Origin of the sequence: Pseudomonas sp. Irchel s3h17 (assembly GCF_900187505.1) — a bacterium.
In the GTDB taxonomy this organism is placed as follows: Bacteria; Pseudomonadota; Gammaproteobacteria; order Pseudomonadales; family Pseudomonadaceae; genus Aquipseudomonas.
The window spans coordinates 1-22,235 of record NZ_FYDL01000025.1 but is presented as its reverse complement, the minus strand read 5'-3'; the positions used below and the strand labels follow the sequence as shown (position 1 = coordinate 22,235).

At 60.4% G+C, this 22,235-nt stretch carries 21 protein-coding genes; 3 read left to right on the top strand and 18 right to left on the bottom strand.

Going from position 1 to position 22,235, the window contains the following annotated elements; genetic code table 11:
- Position 1: 1 nt before the first annotated feature.
- The 7 genes from CKW25_RS24605 to CKW25_RS24575 all read right to left on the bottom strand — a co-directional run bounded on the left by CKW25_RS24605 (position 2) and on the right by CKW25_RS24575 (position 8,641).
- On the bottom strand, positions 2-805 hold the full coding sequence (locus CKW25_RS24605) for an ABC transporter ATP-binding protein (protein WP_095083412.1): 804 nt from the start codon (positions 803-805) through the stop codon (positions 2-4).
- Entirely contained in the window at positions 802-1,947 is a 1,146-nt protein-coding gene (locus tag CKW25_RS24600) for an ABC transporter permease (protein ID WP_095083410.1), read from the bottom strand. The genes CKW25_RS24605 and CKW25_RS24600 overlap by 4 nt, the downstream gene beginning before the upstream one ends.
- Positions 1,948-2,001: 54 nt before the next feature.
- A complete protein-coding gene (locus tag CKW25_RS24595) occupies positions 2,002-3,045 on the bottom strand; it encodes a DUF5924 family protein (protein WP_095083408.1) in 1,044 nt (347 codons plus the stop codon).
- A gap of 102 nt (positions 3,046-3,147) precedes the next feature.
- Entirely contained in the window at positions 3,148-4,527 is a 1,380-nt protein-coding gene (locus CKW25_RS24590; RefSeq protein ID WP_095083407.1) for a pitrilysin family protein, read from the bottom strand.
- 78 nt (positions 4,528-4,605) lie between these two features.
- The gene (locus CKW25_RS24585) at positions 4,606-6,264 is read right to left on the bottom strand and encodes a Na/Pi cotransporter family protein (RefSeq protein ID WP_095083405.1); all 1,659 of its coding nucleotides are present in this window, start codon (positions 6,262-6,264) and stop codon (positions 4,606-4,608) included.
- Positions 6,265-6,476: 212 nt separating this feature from the next.
- A complete protein-coding gene (locus tag CKW25_RS24580; RefSeq protein ID WP_095083403.1) occupies positions 6,477-7,247 on the bottom strand; it encodes a TerC family protein in 771 nt (256 codons plus the stop codon).
- An 86-nt stretch (positions 7,248-7,333) separates the two neighbouring features.
- Positions 7,334-8,641: a CitMHS family transporter gene (locus CKW25_RS24575; RefSeq protein WP_095083401.1), complete on the bottom strand. Its 1,308-nt coding sequence runs from the start codon at positions 8,639-8,641 to the stop codon at positions 7,334-7,336.
- A 342-nt stretch (positions 8,642-8,983) separates the two neighbouring features.
- On the opposite strand from CKW25_RS24575, the gene CKW25_RS24570 reads away from it, so the two are divergent.
- Complete coding sequence (locus CKW25_RS24570) at positions 8,984-9,385, top strand: GFA family protein (RefSeq protein WP_095083399.1); 402 nt, start codon at positions 8,984-8,986, stop codon at positions 9,383-9,385.
- An 8-nt stretch (positions 9,386-9,393) separates the two neighbouring features.
- Here the strand turns inward: CKW25_RS24570 and CKW25_RS24565 are convergent, their stop codons facing one another.
- The 11 genes from CKW25_RS24565 to CKW25_RS24520 form a co-directional block, all read right to left on the bottom strand.
- Entirely contained in the window at positions 9,394-11,355 is a 1,962-nt protein-coding gene (locus tag CKW25_RS24565; RefSeq protein WP_095083397.1) for a DUF4105 domain-containing protein, read from the bottom strand.
- Positions 11,352-11,672: a DUF2388 domain-containing protein gene (locus CKW25_RS24560; RefSeq protein ID WP_095083395.1), complete on the bottom strand. Its 321-nt coding sequence runs from the start codon at positions 11,670-11,672 to the stop codon at positions 11,352-11,354. The genes CKW25_RS24565 and CKW25_RS24560 overlap by 4 nt, the downstream gene beginning before the upstream one ends.
- A 27-nt stretch (positions 11,673-11,699) precedes the next feature.
- Positions 11,700-11,795, bottom strand: a complete 96-nt coding sequence (locus CKW25_RS27205; protein ID WP_256578025.1) for a DUF2388 domain-containing protein — start codon at positions 11,793-11,795, stop codon at positions 11,700-11,702.
- Between the two features lie 63 nt (positions 11,796-11,858).
- The gene (locus tag CKW25_RS24555; protein WP_095083393.1) at positions 11,859-12,176 is read right to left on the bottom strand and encodes a DUF2388 domain-containing protein; all 318 of its coding nucleotides are present in this window, start codon (positions 12,174-12,176) and stop codon (positions 11,859-11,861) included.
- A gap of 180 nt (positions 12,177-12,356) precedes the next feature.
- Entirely contained in the window at positions 12,357-12,566 is a 210-nt protein-coding gene (locus tag CKW25_RS24550; protein WP_095083392.1) for a DUF1127 domain-containing protein, read from the bottom strand.
- A 270-nt stretch (positions 12,567-12,836) separates the two neighbouring features.
- Complete coding sequence (locus CKW25_RS24545; protein WP_095083390.1) at positions 12,837-13,052, bottom strand: DUF1127 domain-containing protein; 216 nt, start codon at positions 13,050-13,052, stop codon at positions 12,837-12,839.
- A 319-nt stretch (positions 13,053-13,371) separates the two neighbouring features.
- Positions 13,372-14,865, bottom strand: coding sequence for an acetyl-CoA hydrolase/transferase family protein (locus tag CKW25_RS24540; protein ID WP_095083389.1), 1,494 nt, complete (start codon positions 14,863-14,865; stop codon positions 13,372-13,374).
- Positions 14,866-15,045: 180 nt separating this feature from the next.
- The gene (locus CKW25_RS24535) at positions 15,046-16,497 is read right to left on the bottom strand and encodes an NAD(P)(+) transhydrogenase (Re/Si-specific) subunit beta (protein ID WP_095083387.1); all 1,452 of its coding nucleotides are present in this window, start codon (positions 16,495-16,497) and stop codon (positions 15,046-15,048) included.
- Complete coding sequence (locus tag CKW25_RS24530) at positions 16,497-16,820, bottom strand: NAD(P) transhydrogenase subunit alpha (RefSeq protein WP_003187010.1); 324 nt, start codon at positions 16,818-16,820, stop codon at positions 16,497-16,499. Before CKW25_RS24530 ends, CKW25_RS24535 begins: the two co-directional genes overlap by 1 nt.
- Before the next feature lie 15 nt (positions 16,821-16,835).
- Positions 16,836-17,957 carry a Re/Si-specific NAD(P)(+) transhydrogenase subunit alpha gene (locus tag CKW25_RS24525; RefSeq protein ID WP_095083384.1) on the bottom strand — a complete coding sequence of 374 codons (1,122 nt, stop codon included), beginning with the start codon at positions 17,955-17,957 and terminating at the stop codon, positions 16,836-16,838.
- Positions 17,958-18,385: 428 nt separating this feature from the next.
- Positions 18,386-19,306, bottom strand: coding sequence for a LysR family transcriptional regulator (locus CKW25_RS24520; RefSeq protein WP_095083382.1), 921 nt, complete (start codon positions 19,304-19,306; stop codon positions 18,386-18,388).
- A gap of 156 nt (positions 19,307-19,462) precedes the next feature.
- Between CKW25_RS24520 and CKW25_RS24515 the strand changes: the two genes are divergently transcribed.
- A complete protein-coding gene (locus CKW25_RS24515; protein ID WP_095083381.1) occupies positions 19,463-20,644 on the top strand; it encodes an acyl-CoA dehydrogenase in 1,182 nt (393 codons plus the stop codon).
- A gap of 13 nt (positions 20,645-20,657) precedes the next feature.
- Positions 20,658-21,878: a CaiB/BaiF CoA-transferase family protein gene (locus tag CKW25_RS24510; protein ID WP_095083379.1), complete on the top strand. Its 1,221-nt coding sequence runs from the start codon at positions 20,658-20,660 to the stop codon at positions 21,876-21,878.
- Positions 21,879-22,235: the final 357 nt, after the last annotated feature.

The window sequence follows — 22,235 nt, the reverse complement described above, 5'->3', positions numbered from 1 at the left end:
GTCATACCTCGTTGAGCTGTGAAGCGGCTGTCAGCGCCGCGCGGCCGCGTGGGCCATGGAAGTATTCGTGAATCCACGGGTCGTTGGTCTCGGACACGACGTCGATGGCATCGGCCACCAGCACCTTTTTCTGCGCCAGTACCGCCACCCGGTCGGTGATGGTGTAGAGCGTGTCGAGGTCGTGGGTCACCAGGAACACACTCAGTCCCAGCGCATCGCGTAGCGTCAGGATCAACTGGTCGAATGCGGCTGCACCGATAGGGTCGAGGCCCGCGGTCGGCTCATCGAGAAACAGGATGTCCGGGTCCAGCGCCAGTGCCCGGGCCAGTGCGGCACGTTTGATCATGCCGCCGGACAGCGAGGCCGGGTACTTGTCGGCCGCCGACAGGGGCAAGCCGGCGAGGGCCAGTTTCACGGCAGCCAGGTGCTCGGCATCGTCGCGGCTCAGCCCGGCGTGTTCGATCAGTGGCAGCGCGACGTTTTCCGTCACGGTCAGCGACGAGAACAATGCGCCCTTCTGGAACAACACGCCGAAGCGCCGCTCGACCATTGAACGCTCATGCTCCGACAGGCTGGGCAGGTTCTTGCCAAATACCGTCACGTTGCCTTCGCTGGGCTGGCGCAGGCCGACGATGCTGCGCAGCAATACCGACTTGCCGCTACCGGAACCACCCACTACGGCGAGGATCTCGCCCTTGTACAGATCCAGATCGAGGTTCTCATGCACGCTCTGCTTGCCGAAGCGGTTGCACAGCCCACGGACTTCGATCACCGCCTCGGCGGGTGCACGGGGTAAGCGACTCACCAGCCCATCTCCATAAAGAACAGCGCGGCCACCGCATCCAGCACGATCACCACAAAAATCGACTGCACCACGCTTGAGGTCGTGTGCGCGCCCACGGACTCGGCGCTGCCGCTGACCTTGAAGCCTTCCAGGCAGCCGATGGCGGCGATCAGGAAGGCGAAGATCGGTGCTTTGACCATGCCCACCAGAAAGTGCTGAACGCCAATGTCCGATTGCAGCAAGGACAGGAACATCGCCGGCGAGATATCCAGCGAGAGGGCGCAGACCACCCCGCCGCCGACAATCCCCGAGAGCATGGCCAGGAACGTCAGCATGGGCAGAGCCACCAGCAACGCCAGCACCCGTGGCACCACCAGCAACTCGGTCGGGTCCAGGCCCAGGGTGCGGATGGCATCGATTTCTTCGTTGGCCTTCATGGAGCCGATTTGCGCGGTGAAGGCACTGGCAGTGCGGCCAGCCATGAGGATCGCGGTCAGCAATACGCCAAATTCACGTAAAAACGAGAAGGCCACCAGGTCCACGGTAAAAATGCTCGCGCCAAAGCTGGCGAGTACCGTCGCCCCGAGGAACGCCACCACCGCGCCCACCAGGAAGGTCAGCAAGGCAACGATGGGGGCGGCGTCGAGCCCGGTTTGTTCGATGTGTGCCACCATCGGGGTGATCCGCCAGCGCTTGGGGCGAAACAGCCCACGGGCGATGGTTTCCAGGATCAGGCCGACAAAGCCCAGCAGTTGCAGGGTGTCTTGCCAGACGATATCGACAGCGCGACCGATCCGGGTCAGCAGCTGGATGCCGACGCTGATGTCGGGCTCTTTGACGGGGATGCAGAAGTCGGCCATTGAGCAATAGACCGTTTGCAGCAGCGCGCGGTCGGCGGCAGACAGGCTGCAGTCGGGGTGTTCGGCCGACTTGCCGAGGCGCTCGGCCCCCAGCAGTTCGACCAGCAGGGAAGCACCTGCCGTGTCGAGTACGCCCAGTCCATTAAGGTCAATGGTGGTGCGCTCGTCGTATTGACCCTTGAGGGTTTCGCTCAGGCGCTTGAGGTCGGCGTAATGGGCGAGCGTCCAGTCCCCCGTGATCCTCAGCAGCGCAGGGGTCTGCGAGGTGTCGAGTCGGGCACTGCCGGTTATCGTGTTGCTCATAAGCTCCTTGCTTGTTCGGCTGAAACGCAGTGCTACGTAATAGCACGATCCCCGTTACTTTGCCTCGTTCGGCACTTGATTGTCTTGACCTGCGTCGCTCACGACGAAGCGCAGGACACCAATCACCTGGCCGTCTTCGGTCAGTACCTGAACCTGCCATTTGCCGACCGGATTCCCGGGGAAATTCTGCTTGTGGGTCCAGGCCCGGTAGCCTTCCTTGCGCCCGCCGTGGATATCCAGGGCAATGCGGTCGACCTCTTTGCCGTTGAACTTCCAGACGTGATAAATCCGCTCGTCCAGCCCGCGTGGGGCGTTGATCGCGGTGTAGGCGTACAGACCATCGCGGCTCAACTGGGCAACGCTGACCTGATGCAGGCTGTCGCCTGGCGTACGGTCCTGCAGTTGGGTGCTGATGGCCACCTCGGTCATCCACAAGGTGGCCGGCGGAACCCACGAGCGCATGAACCAGCCGGTCGCCCCGATGACCAGGGTGATGCACAGCACGCTCAGCCCGCCGCGCAGTGTGCGAATCGGAAAGATCGAGGCCAGGCTCGGGAACGACAGCAGCATGGCGGTGCCCAGTGCCAGCTTGAAGCTCTGCGCAGTGGTCAGGTGCAGGATGATCGGCAGTGCGGTCAGCAGGGCGGCGAACAGCGTCAGGGTGTGCATGGCCAGGAACAACCAGCGCCGCGGTGCCAGCCACTTGTAGTACAGGGGGTCGATGATCGAGATCAGCGCCGCGGCGCCGAGCAGCCCGGTGAACACCAGTTGCCCGCTGTTCCAGGCGGTGGTGATGAAAAAGAACGGCAGGACGAAGAACAGGCTTTCCTGGTGGATCATCTGCGTGGCATAGCGCAGCAGGGGCTGCGGGATTTCGCGCTTGAACACCTTGGCGAAGAGCTCGGTCAGGCTGTTTTCCAGCATCAGCCAGACCCAACTGACCAGCATGATGATTGCAATCCAGGTCGCCAGGCCTTGTTGGCGATCAACCAGGATGAAGCTGCCGACCCCCGAGATGAAACCACCCAAGGCAATGACCCCGGGGTAGCGCTTCATCAGTTCGAGAATGCGCTGTACGGTCTGGGGGAGATTAGGCATTGGACGGTTCACAGTGCTCAAGGGAAAAACCCGCACAGGATACCGCTGGCACACTGATGTTGCGAGAAGCCTGTGGCGAGGGAGCCAGTGCCCTTGCGATCGCTACGGGTGCCTGCGATACCGGCGCCAGCCCAGCACACCGAATACCAACCCCCCCAACATGCCACCCAACAACCACAGCACCTGGTCATCGCTGAGCAGTGGCTTCTCGATCCGCAGGTAACCCGGCTGGTCGAGCAGTGCATGCAAGGCCAGGTTGGCCTGTTTGAGCGTTACCGCACGCAAGCGTCTGGCCGGGTTGTCGAAGCGCCCGTCCTCATAGTCTGACAGGGCGCTCCAGTAGTAGTCGGCCAATCCGCTGTTGCCTTGCACGACCCAGGCCTGCCGGGCAATGGCTGCCTGTTTCAGGCGCTCGAAGCCGACAGGGTCGAGGCCGTTTTTCAGCAGGTCGGCCTTGAGCTCCTCCAGGACCTGCTGCGCCTGCGGCAGGTCATCGCGCTCAAGATCCGCATTGAGGCTCATGAAGCCTACGCCGCCGAACACTTCGCGTTCGGCGGAGGGGCCATAGGACAAGCCGTGCGCAAGCCGTAGCTGACGGTAAAGCGCCCAGTCGAGGTAGTCCTTGAGCAGATCGAAGGTCTCGTCGTACTGATCGTCGAGCACCGGCTCCGGGAGCAGCCAGTGCAGCCTGGCACCGTCGCCCACCCATCCGTGGATCAGGTTGCGCCGGGCCTGGGCGGTGTTCTGGATCTGCGGCAGGGGCGGATGCGCGGTGGGCTCGATCGGCTTGAGTTGACCGAAAGTGCGCTCCAGGTAGGCCGGCAGCAGGCGATCGAGGTCGCCCACGACAATCAGCGTCATGTTATTGGGGGCATACCAGTCCTTGCGCACCTTCTTCAATTGTTCGCGGGTCAGATGATGGACTTCGGCCCGCTCCGGGCACTTGAGGCCCAACTCCACGGCCAGCTGATTACTGGCCGTGTGGCCGAGGTCCTGGCGGTCGAGCCAGCGTTGCAGGTGGGTGTAGTGGCCACCATCTTCACGTTCAACCACCTGTTTGGCGGCGCGGATGGCCGTGTCGTAGATGCGGGTTTCGGTCAGCAGTGCCAACAGGACGTCCAGGACCTTACGCTGGTTTTTCGCCGGGGCTTCGATGACGAAGGTGGTGTCGGCATTGCTGGTGTAGGCGTTCCACTCACCCCCCAGCCCCTGCATGCGCTCTTCAAGCCCACCCTCGCCCCCGGCGTCGATGCCGCTGAACAGCACATGCTCAAGCAGGTGAGGCAGTTCCTTGTCGGCGCAGGCGAAATCATCAAGGCCAACCCCAACCACCAGACGAATGGCGACATGGCCGCGCTCACTGCCGGGTTTGAGCAGGATCTGCAGGCCGTTTGGCAGCACGTAACCTTCAACCTGAAAGCGGTCCAGGGCCCATGAGCAGGTGGAGCCGAGCAGCAGACACGCGAACAACAGACAACGCATAACAACCTTCCTGGCGGGTAGAGGCGGAGCGAGGATTTTCATTCATCTCTTGTAGGGACTTTTTACAACGCTAGACGTTCAGGGTGAATGGGTGATGTCAGCCATATCCTCGACAGCCAGGGCGCCGGTTTCGAAGGTTTCCAGTACCACGTAGGCACTGCTGCAGAACAGTGAGTTCAAGCGCTTCATGTCGGCAATCAGCTCCAGGTGCAGCGAGCTGGTTTCGATGCTTTGTACGATTTTTCGTTGTAGCCGGCTGACGTGGGCATGGGCCAGGCGTCTCTCCTGAGCCCGAAAGCGGCGTTTCTCGCGCAGCAGCTGCCGGGCACTTTCCTTGTCGGCGCTGAGAAACACCGACAGCCCCAGGCGCAAGTTGGCGATCAATTGATGCTGCAACCCGGCCAGTTCTTCCAGGCCGACGTCGGAAAAGGAGCGACGCTGTGAGGTCTTTTGCTGCTGAACCTTGCGCAGCATACGTTCGATCAGGTCCGAGGCGAGCTTCAAGTTGATTGCCAGTTCGATGGTTTCCGCCCAGCGCCGACTGTCCTGGTCGCTGAGGTCTTCGCGGGGCATCTGCGCCAGGTACAGCTTGATCGCGCTATAGAGGGCTTCAACGTCATCGCTCAAGCGGCGCACCTCCTGGGTGACGGCGGTCTGCTTGCCGCGCAGCACGTCGAGCATGGCTTCGAGCATGTTATCGATCAGGTCGCCGATGCGCAGGGTTTCCCGGGAGGCGTTGGCCAGGGCCAGGCTCGGGGTGGTGAGGGCTGTTGGGTCCAGATGTCGGGGTTTGGCTTGGCCGTTGGTCTCCGGGCGCTCCGGTAGCAGCCAGGCGCAGAGCCGTGCCATCGGGCTGACAGTAGGCAGCAGGATCAGGCAGCGAAGGGTGTTGTAGAGCAGATGAAAACCGATCACCAGGCCCTGAGGGCTGAAATCAAGGCTGTCCATCCAGTGCACCAGTGGGTCGAGTACCGGAATGATCAACAGCAGGCCGATCATTTTGTACAGCAGGCTACCCAGCGCGACTTGCCGCCCCGCGGCGTTTTGCATGCTGGTGCTGAGAAATGCCAGCACCCCGCTACCGATATTGGCGCCAATGACCAGGCCAATGGCCACTGGCAGGCTGATCACTCCGGCACCGGCAAGGGTCGCGGTGAGCAGTACTGCTGCCAGGCTGGAGTAGGAAATCATCGCGAACAGTGCGCCGATCAGGGCATCGAGCAGGATGTCGCCGGTCAGCGAGGCAAACAGCACCTTGACGCCTTGGGCGTGGGTGATGGGAGCCGCGGCTTCGACAATCAGTTGCAGGGCCAGAATAATCAGCCCCAGGCCAATCCCTACCCGGCCGAGCTGGCCCACGCGAGTTTGCTTGCGCGAGAGAAAGAGAATCACCCCCAGGAAAATCAGCAGCGGCGACAGCCAGGACAGGTCCAGGGTCAGGACCCGAGCCATCAACGCGGTACCGACATCGGCGCCGAGCATGGTCGCCAGGGCCGGTGTCAGTGCCATCAGGCCCTGGCCGACGAATGAAGTCACCAGCATCGCGGTGGCGTTGCTGCTCTGGACCATGGCGGTCACCAGGATCCCGGCGATGAAGGCCAGCCAGCGCTTGGACATGTTGCGGCCAATGACGTGGCGCAGGTTGGAACCGTAGACCCGCAGGATGCCGGTTCGGACGATGTGCGTGCCCCAGATCAGCAGAGCCACCGCAGACAATAGATTGAGCAGGGTCAGCATAGTGGGCCCCCTGGGTGCATAGCGCCCCAAAGGGGCAAGTTGACGGTGCCGCGTAACGTTATGGATTCTGTACTTAAGCTGTAGTTGGCGAATGGTCCTGACGCCAGCATCGCATAGCTAAAGAGGCGATTGATACAAAACTGTCATGAAAACAGCGTTCTGCAGACGTGAAAAAGGGGCTCGAAAGCCCCTTTCCCTACAGCGCATTCGGGTTATTGACCCGGAATGTCCTTGCGCAGTTTTACCGGCTCGTGCGCCAGGTTCTTCTTTTTTGCCATTGCCGAGCGCATCTTGATGTTGAATGCCTCTACAGCCAGCGAGAACGCCATGGCGAAGTAGACGTAGCCTTTTGGCACATGCACTTCGAAGGCTTCGGCGATCAGCACGGTACCCACCACCAGCAGGAACGACAGCGCGAGCATTTTCAGCGACGGGTGCTTGTCGATGAACTCGCTGATTTTGCCAGCTGCCAGCATCATCACCAGCACTGCAACGACGATCGCGGCCACCATGACCGGAACATGGGAGACCATGCCGACGGCGGTAATGACCGAGTCCAGGGAGAACACGATGTCGATGATTGCGATCTGGATGATCGTGTAGAGGAAGTTGCCGCCCTTGCCGCTTGGCTCGTCGCCTGTTTCGTCTTCACCTTCCAGTGCGTGGTACATCTCCTGAGAGCTTTTCCACAGCAGGAACAGGCCACCGAAGAACAGGATCAGGTCCCGCCCGGAAATACCCTGGCCGAAGATTACAAACAGGTCCGCGGTCAGACGCATGACCCAGGTGATCGACAGCAGCAACAGGATCCGGGTGATCATGGCCAGGGCCAGGCCAAAGATCCGAGTACGTGCCTGCATATGCTTGGGCATGCGGCTGACCAGGATCGAGATCATGATGATGTTGTCGATGCCCAGAACGATTTCCAGGGCCGTCAGTGTGAAGAAGGCAACCCAGATCTCCGGGTTGGTCAGCCATTCCATGTGTATTCCTTTGAGCGAGTGTTAAACCACGACGCCAGCCGCTTCAAACATCGAAGTCAGGCTGGCGGCGCAGAGATGTGGGGATGTTACAGGGTGCTGAACAATGGAAAAATACCCATCAGCAACGCGGCGACCAGTATGCACAAGCAAACCAGCACTGCCCACTTGAGGGTGAAGCGCTGGTGATCGCCGAATTCGATCCCGGCCAGCGCCACCAGCAGGTAGGTCGAAGGTACCAGCGGGCTCAGCAAGTGTACGGGTTGGCCAACGATCGAGGCTCGGGCCATTTCCACGGCGGTGATGCCATAGTGGCTGGCGGCTTCGGCGAGAACCGGTAACACGCCGTAATAAAATGCATCGTTGGACATGAAGAACGTGAACGGCATGCTCACCAGTGCGGTGATCACGGCCAGGTACGGGCCCAGGAACTCCGGAATCACGGCGAGCAAGCTTTTGGACATGGCATCGACCATGCCGGTGCCGGACAGGATACCGGTGAAGATACCCGCGGCAAAGATCAACCCGACGACCGCCAGAACACTGCCGGCGTGCGCCGCCACGCGGTCTTTCTGTTGTTGCAGGCACGGGTAGTTGACGATCATCGCGATACTGAACGCGACCATGAACAGCACGGGCAGTGGCAGCAGGCCGGCGATCAGGGCGCACATCAGGACCAGCGTCAGGGCACCGTTGAACCAGATCAGCTTCGGACGACGGGCGTCCGGGAACTGGGAAACGCTGATTTCGCTGTGGTCGATCTCATCGCCTGCCAGGTGCAATTCACCCAGGCGTGCACGCTCACGCTTACCGTACAGGTAGGCAATCGCCAGGATCGCCACCACGCCGGCAAGCATGGCCGGGATCATCGGTACGAAAATGTCCGACGGGTCGACATGCAATGCGCTGGCGGCACGGGCGGTCGGGCCGCCCCAGGGGGTCATGTTCATCACGCCACCGGCGAGGATGATCAGGCCGGCCATGATCCGCGGGCTCATGCCGATGCGGCTGTACAACGGCAGCATGGCGGCCACGCAGATCATGTAGGTGGTCGCACCGTCACCGTCCAGGGACACGACCAGGGCCAGCACGGCGGTGCCGACGGACACCTTCAGCGGGTCGCCCTTGACCAGCTTGAGGATCTTGCGCACCGCCGGGTCAAACAGGCCGGAGTCGATCATCAGCGCGAAATAGAGAATGGCGAACATCAGCATCACCCCGGTCGGGGCCAGCTTGGTGATGCCTTCGAGCATCATCGGGCCGATCTTCGGCGCAAAGCCACCGAACAGGGCAAACAGGATCGGAACGATGATCAGGGCGATCAGCGCCGACAGGCGCTTGGTCATGATCAGGTACATGAACGTGATGACCATGGCAAAGCCAAGGAAAGTCAGCATGGGAATACTCCAGGCGTAGCGCGACTAGGGAATGGCGGACCGGGTGGGGTCAGCGCAGAACGGGAAGCACGAGGCGTACGAAGGGAGTCGGGGCGAACAGGCGGGTAGCAGCGGACATCAGAATCACCATTGTTGTTGTTAAATGGGCCGGGCAAACGTTGCAACGTTCGCGTTGGCCAACCGGTCTATTGCCGGTAGTGAGGCGATCCTAATCGGCCAACCTTTCAGCTACCTTTCGCCGCACAAACTGCGGACGAGATGTTCAAGGTCGCAGGTTGGCGCCTAAAGTAACGGGCTGGACGCCGATCGGACGGCCCGAAGCCTGAGTAGGGAGATCTGCACATGAGCGAACTTCACACCGGCGGATGCCATTGCGGGCAACTGCGTTATGAGTTCAGCGGGCCATTGCGCGACATCGCCCATTGTCACTGCTCGATATGCCGACGGGTCAGCGGAGGCCTGGTGACCACCTGGATCACCCTGCCCCGCTCTGCATTCCGATGGCTGGCCGGGACTGCGGCGCGGTACGACTCTTCTGAGCGCTGCGCGCGGTATTTCTGTGCCCATTGTGGCGCGCACCTGGCGCTGATCACTCAGCTGAGCCCGGACACCATCGACGTGACCATCGCCACCCTCGACCATCCTGAACACGCCCCGGCCGACCGGCACATCTGGACCGACAGCCGCTTGCCCTGGCTGCACCTGGACGAGCAGTTGCCTGAAGAGGCACAGGAAAGCCTGTAGCCCAGGCCTCAAGGCAGCTCCAGGCCTCCGGCTGCCTTGTGCAGGGCTCGCAGGTGTTCACCCAATTGCTTGAGGTTGGCCTCGCTGGCTGCAATTTCTGCCGCGCGCGTGTGTTCCAGCAGCGCCCTCACCTCTTTGTCCAGATCGCCGGTCAGCGCCAGCAGCTTCTTCTGCCGGGTGCTGCTCTCCGATTCCAGGCGTTGCCACTCATTGGCTTGCGGCAGTCCGTAGCCTCCCCGGTCGAGCAATTCCGCGGGGCGGCTGAGGAAGCCGCTGTTAGCGAGAATCTGCTGCAAGGTCTGGTTGGCTTTGTCCATGCCGCCGTTCGTCAGCTCGCGGGCGTCCAGGTAGCATTGTTTCACTTCATTCTGGGCCAGCATCAGTTGCTGGCGGAAACTGGCCTGTTCCAGCAACAGCAAAGCGGCGCTGGTCCGCAGGTCGGCCTGATCAAACCACGGGCGGCGTTCCGCGGCGCTCAAGGCCAGCCAGTCTTCAACCTTGTCCTGTTTGATCGGCAGGTGCTTTTTCAGCACTTCGAACATGGCCTGGTAGCGGTCACGGAACGAGTCGAAGCGATAACCAAGGCGCAAGGCTTCACGTGGGTCATCAAGCACGCTGGTGTCCGCCAGTCCCCGGGCCTTGAGCACTTCCAGCAAGCCGTTGGGCATGATGCTGTCCAGTCCGGTCAACTGTGGATTGTGGCTGCCGCTGCGCAACAGCTTCAGGCTTTCGACCGCGCAGTTGTTGGATAGGAAGAAGTAGTTGCCGTCGTAGCTCCAGTGCATCTCCGCCGCGTGCTCGACCACCTCTTCGATCTCGCTGCGCGACAGATTGAGCGGTACCGAGGCCAGGCTGCGCAGTTCGGTCTTGGTGTATTCGTCGATGACCTGGGACAGCGGCAACACGAAAAGCCGCGACGGGTACTTGCCGACCAGGCCGTCCCAGCTCGACAGCTGTACGTCACCGACGAACGCGCGGTAGGACAGTACCAATGAGTATTCCAGGTCCAGGCGACAGTCCGGCCCGCGTGGGCGACCTGGTGCACAGATCACCAGGCGCAACATGCTGTGGCCCCAGCGACTGACCAGGTTCTGGTTGGCCTCGGCCAACAGGTAGTCAACGGCGTAGACCCGCTCAGGATCGACCTGCCCCAGCGGCTGCCTGGCGAAGTCGTTGCCGGCGTTCAGGAAGGCGTAGGACGTGGCGCAGGTGTCTTTGGTGGCGGGTGCCCAGCCAAAGTGTTCCTGGTAATAGCGGTACAACGCGGGACGGCGGCAGGCGTAACTCGGGTCGAGAAGGAAGTACTCCATGTTGACCGCGACGAACTCCTTGGGGCTGCTGGTCTCGTAGAGATCCGGGCTGCGGACGATCTGGCGGTTGTGTTGCTCACGTTCACCCCGACGACCGACGTACTGCTGCCAGCCGGCCAGGTCCAGCAGGCGTGGGTCGTCACTCAGGGTAAAGCGACGCCCCGTCTGGCCACGGCACTGATCAGGGATGCCGACCAGTCCCGAACTGTTGTTTTGCCGCGTGCAACGCTGGATCAGCACACGTTCGGGGCCTGACCACAGGCGCGCACGGTCGTAGATATGGGTGAGTTCGTGCAGCACCGTGGCGAGCATTTCCCGGCGTACGGTGCCGTGCGGACGATGGGTTTTTTTCGTCGCGGCACTGCCGTCGGTCAGGCCGGCCAGCAGCTTGCGATTGAGGTCGAGCTCCGACACCAGCGACGCCTGGCCATAAGCGTTGCTCGGCATGTTGTCGGTCCAGCCGACATCGATGCGACGGTCCAGTTGCTCGATAAAGCGTGGCGGCAGTGCCTGCATCGCTTCATCCAGCAGGGCCTGGCTGGCCTGTTGCTCTGCCGGGCTCAAGCCTTCGGTGTTGAGGTGTAGTTGCAGGCTGGCTTGCGCTGTGCCGCCGAGAAGCAACAGGCATGCACTCAGCAGCCAGGTGACGAGCGACCTCACAGTGCGAGGATAGCTTCGGCGAGGACTTGGTCACTGGCGTCGCGAGCTTCAGGCACGCGGGTGCGCAAGGTGTCGAAGGCGGCTTCCAGGTGCGCGCCACGGATATCACCGTTGCTGGCAACGAAACTGGCGGCATCGTCCCGGGCTTCACGGATGACTTTCATGTCGCGGATCGAGGTGGTGGTATCGGATGTGAAATCCAGGGTGCGCTGGGTCGCGCGGATCAATATGTTGCTGGTGGCTACCAGGGTGTGTGCCTGGGCCACATCGGCCAACAACAGCAGGCCAAGGGTGGCAGCAATCAGCGGGTTACGCATGGAACGACTCCGGAAGAACAGGGATAACTATTGGACGAGAATTGTCTGTGCCAGTTCAAGCGCGCTGACACGAAGTTTTGGCGGAGTCTGGCGCAGGTAAACCAGCGCAGGCTCCAGGCGCACGGCTCGGGGCAGAGCCAGCGCGGAGGAAGCGGGGCCGGTCAGGCCGACCCCGTTGACGTGCAATCAGATGGTCAGGATGGCCTGAGCCAGCTGTGCATCGGTCGCGCTCAGCTGTGGAACCTGCTTGCGGATGTGCTCCAGAGCGCTTTCCAGGCGAACGCCACGGATGGCGCCTTCGCTGGCCACGAAGCTGGCTGCATCGTCGCGAGCCGCTCGGACGATCTTGTCGTCGCGGAACGAAGAGGTGACATCGGAGGTCGCGTCGGAAGTGGCTTTGAGTGCGCCGACAATTGCGTCAGTGGTGGCGATCAGGCTGGTCGCGTGCGAGTTGGCAGCAACGGCCAGCAGGGCCGCAGCGCTGAGCAGACGAAGACGGGACATGGGGGTAACTCCTGTTGATGAACAAAAACCAAAAAGTGGTGCTGAATACGCCGGGCAACCACTGTGTGTCGCGTTGAAGTAGTGAATCAGACGCGTCATACGCAGTGTTCGCCACGTGTTCTTGGATATTAGGCCGTTGTCCAGGGGTTCGAATAGTCCCATCGCACTTTGTCACACCTCCTATCGCCAGAATGGCCTATCCAGTTCGGCTGCTCGGTCCGAGTGGCTCAGGCCTATGTCGTGCAGTTGCTGGTCATTGAGTTGAGCCAGCAGGCGCCGGGTCCGTGCCCTCTCCATGCATCGACCGGTAGCCGCGAACAGGCGGGCCATCAGCTTGAGAGTGCTGAAGCGCCGGGGGCGTGGGAGCGAAATATCGAGTGAGCGGTCCATGATGAAGTCCTCGCGCAGAGGCTGGTAAAGCAGCCTTGGGAGAACAGGGTGAGCTTTTCTGTGACACTGGAGCAGCTACAGCAGCGTTTAATTGTACTGGTTCAGTTGCTTAGTATTTGAAACTGTACCTGTCTGGCATCAACGCTTCTGTACCGACGTTTTTTCAGCCCTGAAACGACAAAACCCGTCGCGATTGCCCGCGACGGGTTTTGTGTATGCAATTCAGGGTGCTGGCGGTGGACCCGGTGGGTCAGGGCCAGCGACGCTAACTTAGCGCCAGAACGGCTTGCTCAGCTCTTCGTAACGCTGTGCTTCGCTAATCCCTGCGTCAGCCAGCAGACGCGAATCCAGGCGAGCCAGTTGGTGGCGGCTGGAGATGCGGCGTTGCCACAGCATCAGGTTGGCGAGAACGCGCAGAGGCATGGAAGCCTGGGTTTTTTCAGCTTTGTCTTCGAAGAACAGTTCGGAACTGAGTGTACGTTCCATGATTGACATCCTTCCGCTTGTGGCGGGATTAGGTAGTGGTTTAACTGGTGCCCATGATCCTCTCGTTTGGCCAGTCTCTCTAGATACAGTTCACCTGTATTGTGAGGGACCAGTTAACTGTTAATAAGGGGTGTACTGGTCTAAATTGAGGCAACTGTACCTATCTGCACTGTAGTAGTGCATTTTTAGGGTTTTTGTCTGGAGAGGTAGGCAAATAGGGTGGGAAAAGGCCGGTACAGTAGTACAGTTTTTGCTGGATGCTGATGGAATGAGGGCGAGCTGACGAAACTGTGTTTGCGCCAGCCGCCTTCTGTATCAATCACACGGCGAGCATGCGACCGGTTTCTTCCAGGTTCATGTGCCAGCTGAGGGCATCGCGCAGGATGTGTGGCGTGTGTCCGCCGAGGGTGCAAGCCTTGTCGAAGTAGTCATTCAGCGCCTGGCGGTAGTCCGGGTGCACACAGTTGTCGATGACCACCCGGGCACGCTCCCGAGGTGCCAGGCCGCGCAGGTCGGCAAGGCCGATCTCGGTGACCAGGATGTCCACATCATGTTCGGTGTGGTCAACGTGGCTGACCATCGGCACCACGCTGGAAATCGCCCCGCCCTTGGCAATCGACTTGGTGACGAAGATCGACAGGTGCGCGTTACGGGCAAAGTCTCCCGAGCCGCCGATGCCGTTCATCATCCGCGTGCCGCAGACGTGGGTGGAGTTGACGTTGCCGTACAGATCGAACTCCAGGGCGGTGTTGATGCCGATGATGCCCAGGCGACGAACCACTTCAGGGTGGTTGGAGATCTCCTGCGGGCGCAGCACCAGCTTGTCCTTGTAGCGCTCCAGATTGCCGAACACATCGGCATTGCGTCGGCTCGACAGGGTGATCGAACTGCCCGAGGCAAAGCTCAGTTTGCCGGCGTCGATCAGGTCGAAGGTCGAGTCCTGCAGCACTTCGGAGTACATGGTCAGGTCTTCGAATGGCGAGTCGATCAACCCGCACATCACGGAGTTGGCGATGTTGCCAATACCGGCTTGCAGCGGCCCGAGCTTGTTGGTCATGCGCCCGGCGTCCACTTCCTGCTTGAAGAAGTCGATCAGGTGGTCGGCAATCGCCTGGGTCTCGCTGTCGGGCGGCAACACCGTGGACGGTGAGTCGGACTGATTGGTGATGACGATCGCGACGATTTTTTCCGGCGGGATCGGGATGGCGGTGCTGCCAATGCGATCATCGACCTTGACCAGCGGGATCGGGGTGCGGGTTGGGCGGTAGGTGGGGATATAGATGTCGTGCAGACCTTCCAGGTTCGGGTTGTGCGCCAGGTTGATCTCGATGATCACCTGCTGGGCGAAAATCGCGAAACTGGCGGAGTTGCCGACCGAGGTCGTGGGCACGATGTGGCCTTGCTCTGTGATCGCCACCGCTTCAATCACCGCGATGTCCGGCAGCTTGAGTTGCTTGTTGCGCAGTTGCTCCACGGTCTCCGACAGATGCTGGTCAATGAACATGACTTCGCCGGCGTTGATCGCCTTGCGCAGTGTGCTGTCGACCTGGAACGGCATGCGACGGGCCAGTACACCGGCCTCGGTCAGTTGCTTGTCGAGGTCGTTGCCCAGGCTGGCACCGGTCATCAGGCTAATCTTCAGCGGCGTGACCTTGGCGCGCTCGGCCAGTGCATGGGGCACCGCCTTGGCTTCGCCGGCGCGGGTGAAGCCGCTCATGCCGACGGTCATGCCGTCCTGAATCAGAGCGGCAGCATCGGCGGCGCTCATCACCTTATCCAACAACGAAGGCAAGCGAATACGGTCACGGTACATGGATTGTTATCTCGGGCAGCGGAAGCAAGATGCGCAGTCTAGTGATTTCAAAAAAATTCGTCCCGCTACCATGGTCGAATGCCGACCGCTGATTTAGAGCCTTTGGTCGGGTTTTAGCGGGTAATAAAAAACCCCAGCCTACTAGAGGCTGGGGTTTGGGGTATTGCGCTGGCGCAGGTTTTAATCGACTGCTTTAACCATATCCTCGATGACTTTCTTGGCGTCACCGAAGACCATCATGGTTTTGTCCAGGTAGAACAGTTCGTTGTCCAAACCGGCATAGCCGCTGGCCATCGAACGCTTGTTGACGATTACCGTCTTGGCTTTATAGGCCTCGAGGATCGGCATGCCGGCAATCGGCGACTTCGGATCGTTCTTCGCCGCGGGGTTGACCACGTCGTTGGCGCCAAGCACCAGCACTACGTCGGTCTGGCCGAACTCGGAGTTGATGTCCTCCATCTCGAATACTTGCTCATAAGGCACTTCGGCCTCGGCCAGCAGGACGTTCATATGGCCTGGCATCCGCCCGGCAACCGGGTGGATCGCAAACTTCACAGTGACGCCACGGTGCGTCAACTTTTCCGCCAGCTCCATCAGCGAGTGCTGGGCACGTGCCACCGCCAGGCCGTAGCCCGGCACGATGATCACGGTGTCGGCGTTGGTCAGCAGGAACGCGGCGTCGTCGGACGAGCCGGACTTCACCGGCCGAGCTTCCTGGGCGCCAGCTGGGCCTGCGGTATCCGTTGCACCGCCGAAACCGCCGAGCAGTACATTGAAGAACGAGCGGTTCATCGCTTTGCACATGATGTACGAGAGGATGGCACCGGAAGAACCCACCAAGGAGCCTGCGATGATCAGCATCGAGTTGTTCAGTGAGAAGCCGATACCCGCTGCTGCCCAACCGGAATAGCTATTGAGCATTGACACCACCACCGGCATATCGGCACCGCCGATCGGGATGATGATCAGCACACCCATCACGAAGGCCAGGGCCAGCATCAGGGCGAAAGCGCCGAGGTTGCCGGTCAGCATGAAGGTGATGCCCAGGCCGAGCGTCGCCAGGCCCAGCACCAGGTTCAACTTGTGCTGGCCGCCAAACTGTACCGGTGCGCCCTGGAACAGGCGGAACTTGTACTTGCCCGACAGCTTGCCGAAGGCAATTACCGAACCGGAGAAGGTGATCGCACCAATCGCCGCGCCAAGGAACAGCTCCATGCGGTTACCGGCCGGGATCGAATCACCCAGCTGTTTGACGATGCCCAGCGACTGCGGCTCGACCACGGCGGCGATGGCGATGAACACGGCGGCCATACCGATCATGCTGTGCATGAACGCAACCAGTTCCGGCATCTTGGTCATTTCAACGCGCTTGGCCATGATCGAACCGGCCGTGCCGCCCACCAGCAGGCCGACGATCACATAGCCGATGCCGGCGGTGGCCCCGCCTTGCTCAAAAGAGAGCGCGCCCAGCTTATAGATGAGACCGATGGTGGTGACGATCGCCAGCGCCATGCCCAACATGCCGAACAGGTTGCCGCGTCGCGAAGTGGTTGGATGCGACAGGCCTTTGAGGGCCTGGATAAAGCAGATCGACGCGATCAAGTAGAGCGTCGTTACGAGGTTCATGCTCATTACTTGGGCGCCTCTTCTTTTACGGCTTTCGGGGCTTTTTTCTTGAACATCTCAAGCATGCGGCGGGTGACCAGGAAGCCACCGAACACGTTGACCGCGGCCAGTGCCACGGCGAGGGTGCCCATGGTCTTGCCCAGCGGTGTCACGGTCAAGGCGGCCGCCAGCATGGCGCCAACGATCACGATCGCGGAGATGGCGTTGGTCACGGCCATCAGCGGCGTGTGCAAGGCAGGTGTAACGTTCCAGACCACGTGATAACCGACATAGATCGCCAGCACGAAGATGATCAGGTTGTAGATACCGGGGGAGATAAGCTCTTCCATCGTCTGAATCCCTGCTTAGGCGTTTTTGCGGATGACTTGGCCGTCGCGGCACATCAGGCACGCGGCGACGATGTCGTCTTCTAGGTTGATCTCGAACTGGCCTTCTTTGGTGAAGACCAGTTTCAGGAAGTCCAGCAGGTTGCGGGCGTACAGCGCCGAGGCGTCTGCACCGACCTGTGCGGCCAGGTTGGTCGGGCCGGCAATCGTCACGCCATGCGCGACGATCACTTGATCGGCCACGGTCAGCGGGCAGTTACCGCCTTGCGCCGCCGCCAGGTCGATGACCACCGAGCCCGGTTTCATTTGCGCGACGGTTTCCGCACTCAGCAGGACTGGCGCCTTGCGACCCGGAATCAGTGCGGTAGTGATGACGATGTCAGCCTGCTTGGCGCGCTCATGCACGGCCTGGGCCTGACGTTGCATCCAGCTGGTCGGCATCGGGCGAGCGTAACCGCCAACGCCGACCGCGCACTCACGCTCTTCGTCGGTTTCGTACGGGACGTCGACGAACTTCGCACCCAGGGATTCAATCTGTTCCTTCACGGCCGGACGTACGTCGGACGCTTCAATCACGGCACCCAGGCGCTTGGCGGTGGCGATGGCCTGCAAGCCCGCGACACCGGCGCCCAGAATCAGCACGCGCGCGGCTTTCACGGTGCCCGCTGCGGTCATCAGCATCGGCATGAAGCGCGGATAGTGATGCGCGGCCAGCAGCACGGCTTTATAGCCGGCAATGTTGGCTTGCGAAGAGAGCACGTCGAGGCTTTGTGCGCGGGATGTACGCGGCGCGGCTTCCAGGGCGAACGCGGTAATGCCGCGCTCGGCCAGTTTGGCAATGGTTTCATTGCTGAACGGGTTGAGCATGCCAACCAGCACGGTTCCACTTTTGATCAGGGTCAGTTCGGTGTCGCTGGGGGCGACCACCTTCAGAATCAGCTCCGCGCCAAATGCATCGTGGGCGCTGCCAATCACCGCACCTGCCGCTTCATAAGCACTGTCCACAACGCTGGCATTGACGCCGGCGCCGCTTTGCACAGTGACTGTATGACCCTGGCCGATCAGCTTCTTGATGGTTTCCGGGGTTGCAGCAACCCGCGTTTCACCGGTCTGGGTTTCGAGAGGAACACCAATGTGCACGTCAAATCTCCTGCTTGATCTTATTGCTTTGATCTTTCTTGGAAGGCCAGCGCACTGCGGAGGGTGCGCTGGGGCGGCCGATCAGCACGACTCCGCCGTATTTCGGGCGGGGCGCGGCATTTTGCAGGCGAACTTTGTGCCCTTCAAGGGATTATGACGGGTGACGGAAAATTAACTACAAGTCACCCCGTGACCGAATGTCGCAACTGAACTGTTCAATCCCTTGTAGGCCGTGCCTTTCAAGGATTCTGGCCGAAATTCAAGAATTTACACATCGGCCGTATGAATGATGCGCCATGGCCTCGATTCCAGGCCGCAAAGCCGCGTCGTTAGGCGCGTGTGGCACGATTGTGCCGGTTGTGGGTACAGTCTACGGATATGCGACAAATAGTTATATCTGTAGGGCTTTTGGTTATTTGACTACGTGGTCAGCTAATGTCTGGCAGCCCCTGTCCTTCTACGTTGTAGCTATGAGCCTGTTTGATCAGCCAGTCTCGAAATGCGCGTAAAGAGGCAGATTCGACCTTTCGATCAGGAATCATCAGGTAATAGGCCTTGATACTCGACAGTGCCTGGGTGTTGGCAATGACCAGTCGGTTCTCTGCCAGTTCGCGTTGAATCAGGAAGGGTGGGATCAAGGCGATACCCATGTCATGCATGGCGGCTTGGGCGAGCATGGAGAATAGCTCGTAACGGGGGCCTGTCATGTCGCGGGGGATGTTCAGGTGCTGTGAGTTGAACCATTGACGCCAGGCATAGGGGCGCGTGGTCTGTTGCAGCAGGGGCAGGTCGGCAATCATCTCGGCACTCAGATGAGTACGATTGCCCAGCAAGGTCGGGCTGCACACCGGCATAGGGCTCTCCCCCATCAGCCTGTGGGATTCGGTACCGGACCAGTCGGCATCGCCAAAGTAGATCGCCGCGTCGAATTCGGTGTCGGCAAACAGAAAGGGTCGCGTGCGGTTGGTGAGGTTGACGGTCACTTCCGGGTGTTGCTGCTGGAAGTCCTTGAGTCGTGGCAGCAGCCATTGAGTACCGAAGGTGGGGACAACTGCCAGTTCGATGACATTGGCGCCCTGCTGGCCCATCACCGACAGCGTGTCGCGTTCAACGGCGTCCAGTTGGGTGGCGACGCGTCGGCTGTAGGAAAGGCCGGCTTCCGTCAGCTTCACTCCGCGCCGCGAGCGTCGGAACAGTTCGACGCTGAGGAATTCCTCCAGGCTGGCGATCTGTCGGCAGATGGCGCCTTGAGTCAGCGAAAGCTCCTGGGCCGCCTTGGTAAAGCTCTCGTGGCGGGCGGCGGCTTCGAAGCTGATCAGTGCGGCAGTGCTGGGTATCTTGCGGCGCATGTACGGCAACCTCACACGTTATTGGTGCTTTCAGGGTTTCAGGCTGTTACGGAGTGAGAAATTAGCACAACAGCATGCAAAATCCTCGTTTGCCCAATGCATAAACGGCGCCTAGGATCAGTCCACGATATTTGACCTACTCGCGAGGACACTCTCATGGCCGGTAAAGCTAGCTTCAACTGGATCGATCCCCTGCTGCTGGATCAACAGCTCACTGAAGAAGAGCGCATGGTGCGCGATAGCGCTGCTCAGTTTGCGCAGGACAAGCTGGCGCCACGCATTCTTGAAGCGTTCCGCCATGAGAAAACCGACCCGGCCATTTTCCGCGAAATGGGCGAGATCGGCCTGCTGGGCGCGACCATTCCCGAGCAGTACGGCGGCAGCGGCCTGAACTACGTGTGCTACGGCCTGATTGCCCGTGAAGTCGAGCGTGTCGACTCTGGCTATCGCTCGATGATGAGTGTGCAGTCCTCCCTGGTCATGGTGCCGATCAATGAGTTTGGTACTGAAGCCCAGAAGCAGAAATACCTGCCGAAACTGGCATCCGGTGAGTGGATTGGTTGCTTCGGTCTGACCGAGCCAAACCATGGTTCCGATCCAGGCTCGATGATTTCCCGGGCGCGCAAAGTGGAAGGCGGCTACAGCCTGACCGGCAGCAAGATGTGGATCACTAACAGTCCGATCGCTGACGTGTTCGTGGTATGGGCTAAGGACGATGCCGGCGACATTCGTGGTTTCGTGCTGGAGAAAGGCTGGAAAGGGCTGAGTGCCCCGGTCATCCACGGCAAAGTAGGCCTGCGTGCCTCCATCACCGGTGAGATCGTGATGGACAACGTGTTTGTTCCCGAAGAGAACATCTTCCCGGACGTGCGCGGCTTGAAGGGGCCGTTCACCTGCCTCAACTCTGCTCGGTATGGCATTTCCTGGGGCGCATTGGGTGCGGCCGAGTTCTGCTGGCACACCGCTCGTCAGTACACCCTGGATCGTCAGCAGTTTGGTCGCCCACTGGCTGCCACTCAGTTGATCCAGAAGAAACTGGCCGACATGCAGACTGAAATCACCCTCGCCCTGCAAGGCTGCCTGCGTCTGGGGCGTATGAAGGATGAGGGCACGGCGGCTGTCGAAATCACCTCGATGATGAAGCGCAACTCGTGTGGCAAGTCGCTGGATATTGTCCGCATGGCCCGTGACATGCTCGGCGGCAACGGCATCTCCGATGAGTTCGGTGTTGCCCGTCACCTGGTCAACCTCGAGGTGGTCAACACCTATGAAGGCACCCATGACGTCCATGCGCTGATCCTGGGTCGTGCGCAGACCGGTCTCCAGGCGTTCTATTAATAGGAGAGCGGCCATGGGTGCGTTATCGCATTTGCGGGTACTGGATTTGTCGCGGGTACTGGCCGGGCCTTGGGCCGGTCAGATCCTTGCGGACCTTGGTGCCGAGGTGATCAAGGTCGAGCGTCCCGGTAATGGCGATGACACTCGCGCCTGGGGCCCGCCCTTCCTGAAGGATGCCTACGGCGAAAACACCAGCGAGGCCGCCTATTACTTGTCGGCCAATCGCAACAAGCAATCGGTGACCATCGACTTTACCCAGGCTGAAGGTCAGCGCCTGGTGCGTGAGTTGGCGGCGAAGTCCGACATCCTGATCGAAAACTTCAAGGTTGGCGGTCTGGCGGCTTACGGGCTGGACTATGAGTCGCTCAAGGCGATCAACCCTGACCTGATCTATTGCTCGATCACCGGTTTCGGTCAAACCGGTCCTTATGCAAAGCGCGCCGGCTATGACTTCATGATTCAGGGCCTGGGCGGCCTGATGAGCCTGACGGGGCGTCCCGAGGGGGATGAGGGTGCCGGGCCGGTGAAAGTCGGTGTGGCGCTGACGGATATTCTGACGGGCCTCTACTCGACAGTGGCAATCCTGGCGGCCTTGGCTCATCGGGATCATGACGGTGGTGGTCAGCACATCGATATGGCATTGCTGGATGTACAGGTCGCGTGCCTGGCTAACCAGGCGATGAACTACCTGACGACGGGTGTGGCACCCAAGCGCTTGGGCAATGCGCACCCGAACATCGTCCCTTACCAGGATTTCCCGACGGCGGATGGTAACTTCATCCTGACAGTGGGTAATGACGGGCAGTTTCGCAAGTTTGCTGAAGTGGCTGGCCAGGCGCAGTGGGCGGATGATCCACGGTTTGCGACTAACAAGCTGCGGGTGGCCAATCGTGCGGTGCTGATTCCGTTGATTCGCCAGGCGACGGTCTTCAAGACCACTGCCGAGTGGGTGGCGCAGTTGGAGGTGGCCGGTGTGCCGTGCGGGCCGATCAACGACCTGTCGCAGGTCTTCGCCGATCCGCAGGTGCAGGCTCGTGGCCTGGCGATCGAGTTGCCTCATGCTTTGGCAGGGTTGGTACCGCAGGTTGCCAGCCCGATTCGCTTGTCCGAGACCCCGGTTGAGTACCGCAGCGCTCCTCCTCTACTGGGCGAGCATACGCTTGAGGTGTTGCAGCGGGTGCTGGGGCTTGATGGGGCGGCCGTTGCTGCTTTCAAAGAGGCCGGCGTGCTCTGAGGGGTACTTCTATATAGAAGCGATGCTTTTCCTTGCTTGTCCGGGAGGGAAAGCATCGCTTTTGCCTGTTTGTGCAGTTTATTGATAGAAACCCTGAATTAGCAGTTGACGGCGAATTTTATCTGTCTATAATTCGCCCCACTTCCGGCGCAGTCGAAACGGAAAACTCCTTGGTAAACAAAGAGTTACGCGGTTTTCGGCAGCAGGTTGCTTCAGGTCATCGAAGCTAAAAGGAAGTTGAAAAAGAGGTGTTGACAGCAGCGTGTAACGCTGTAGAATTCGCCTCCCGCTGACGAGAGATCGGAAGCGCAAGTGGTTGAAGTTACAAGGGAAACTTTGAAAACTTCTGAAAATAAC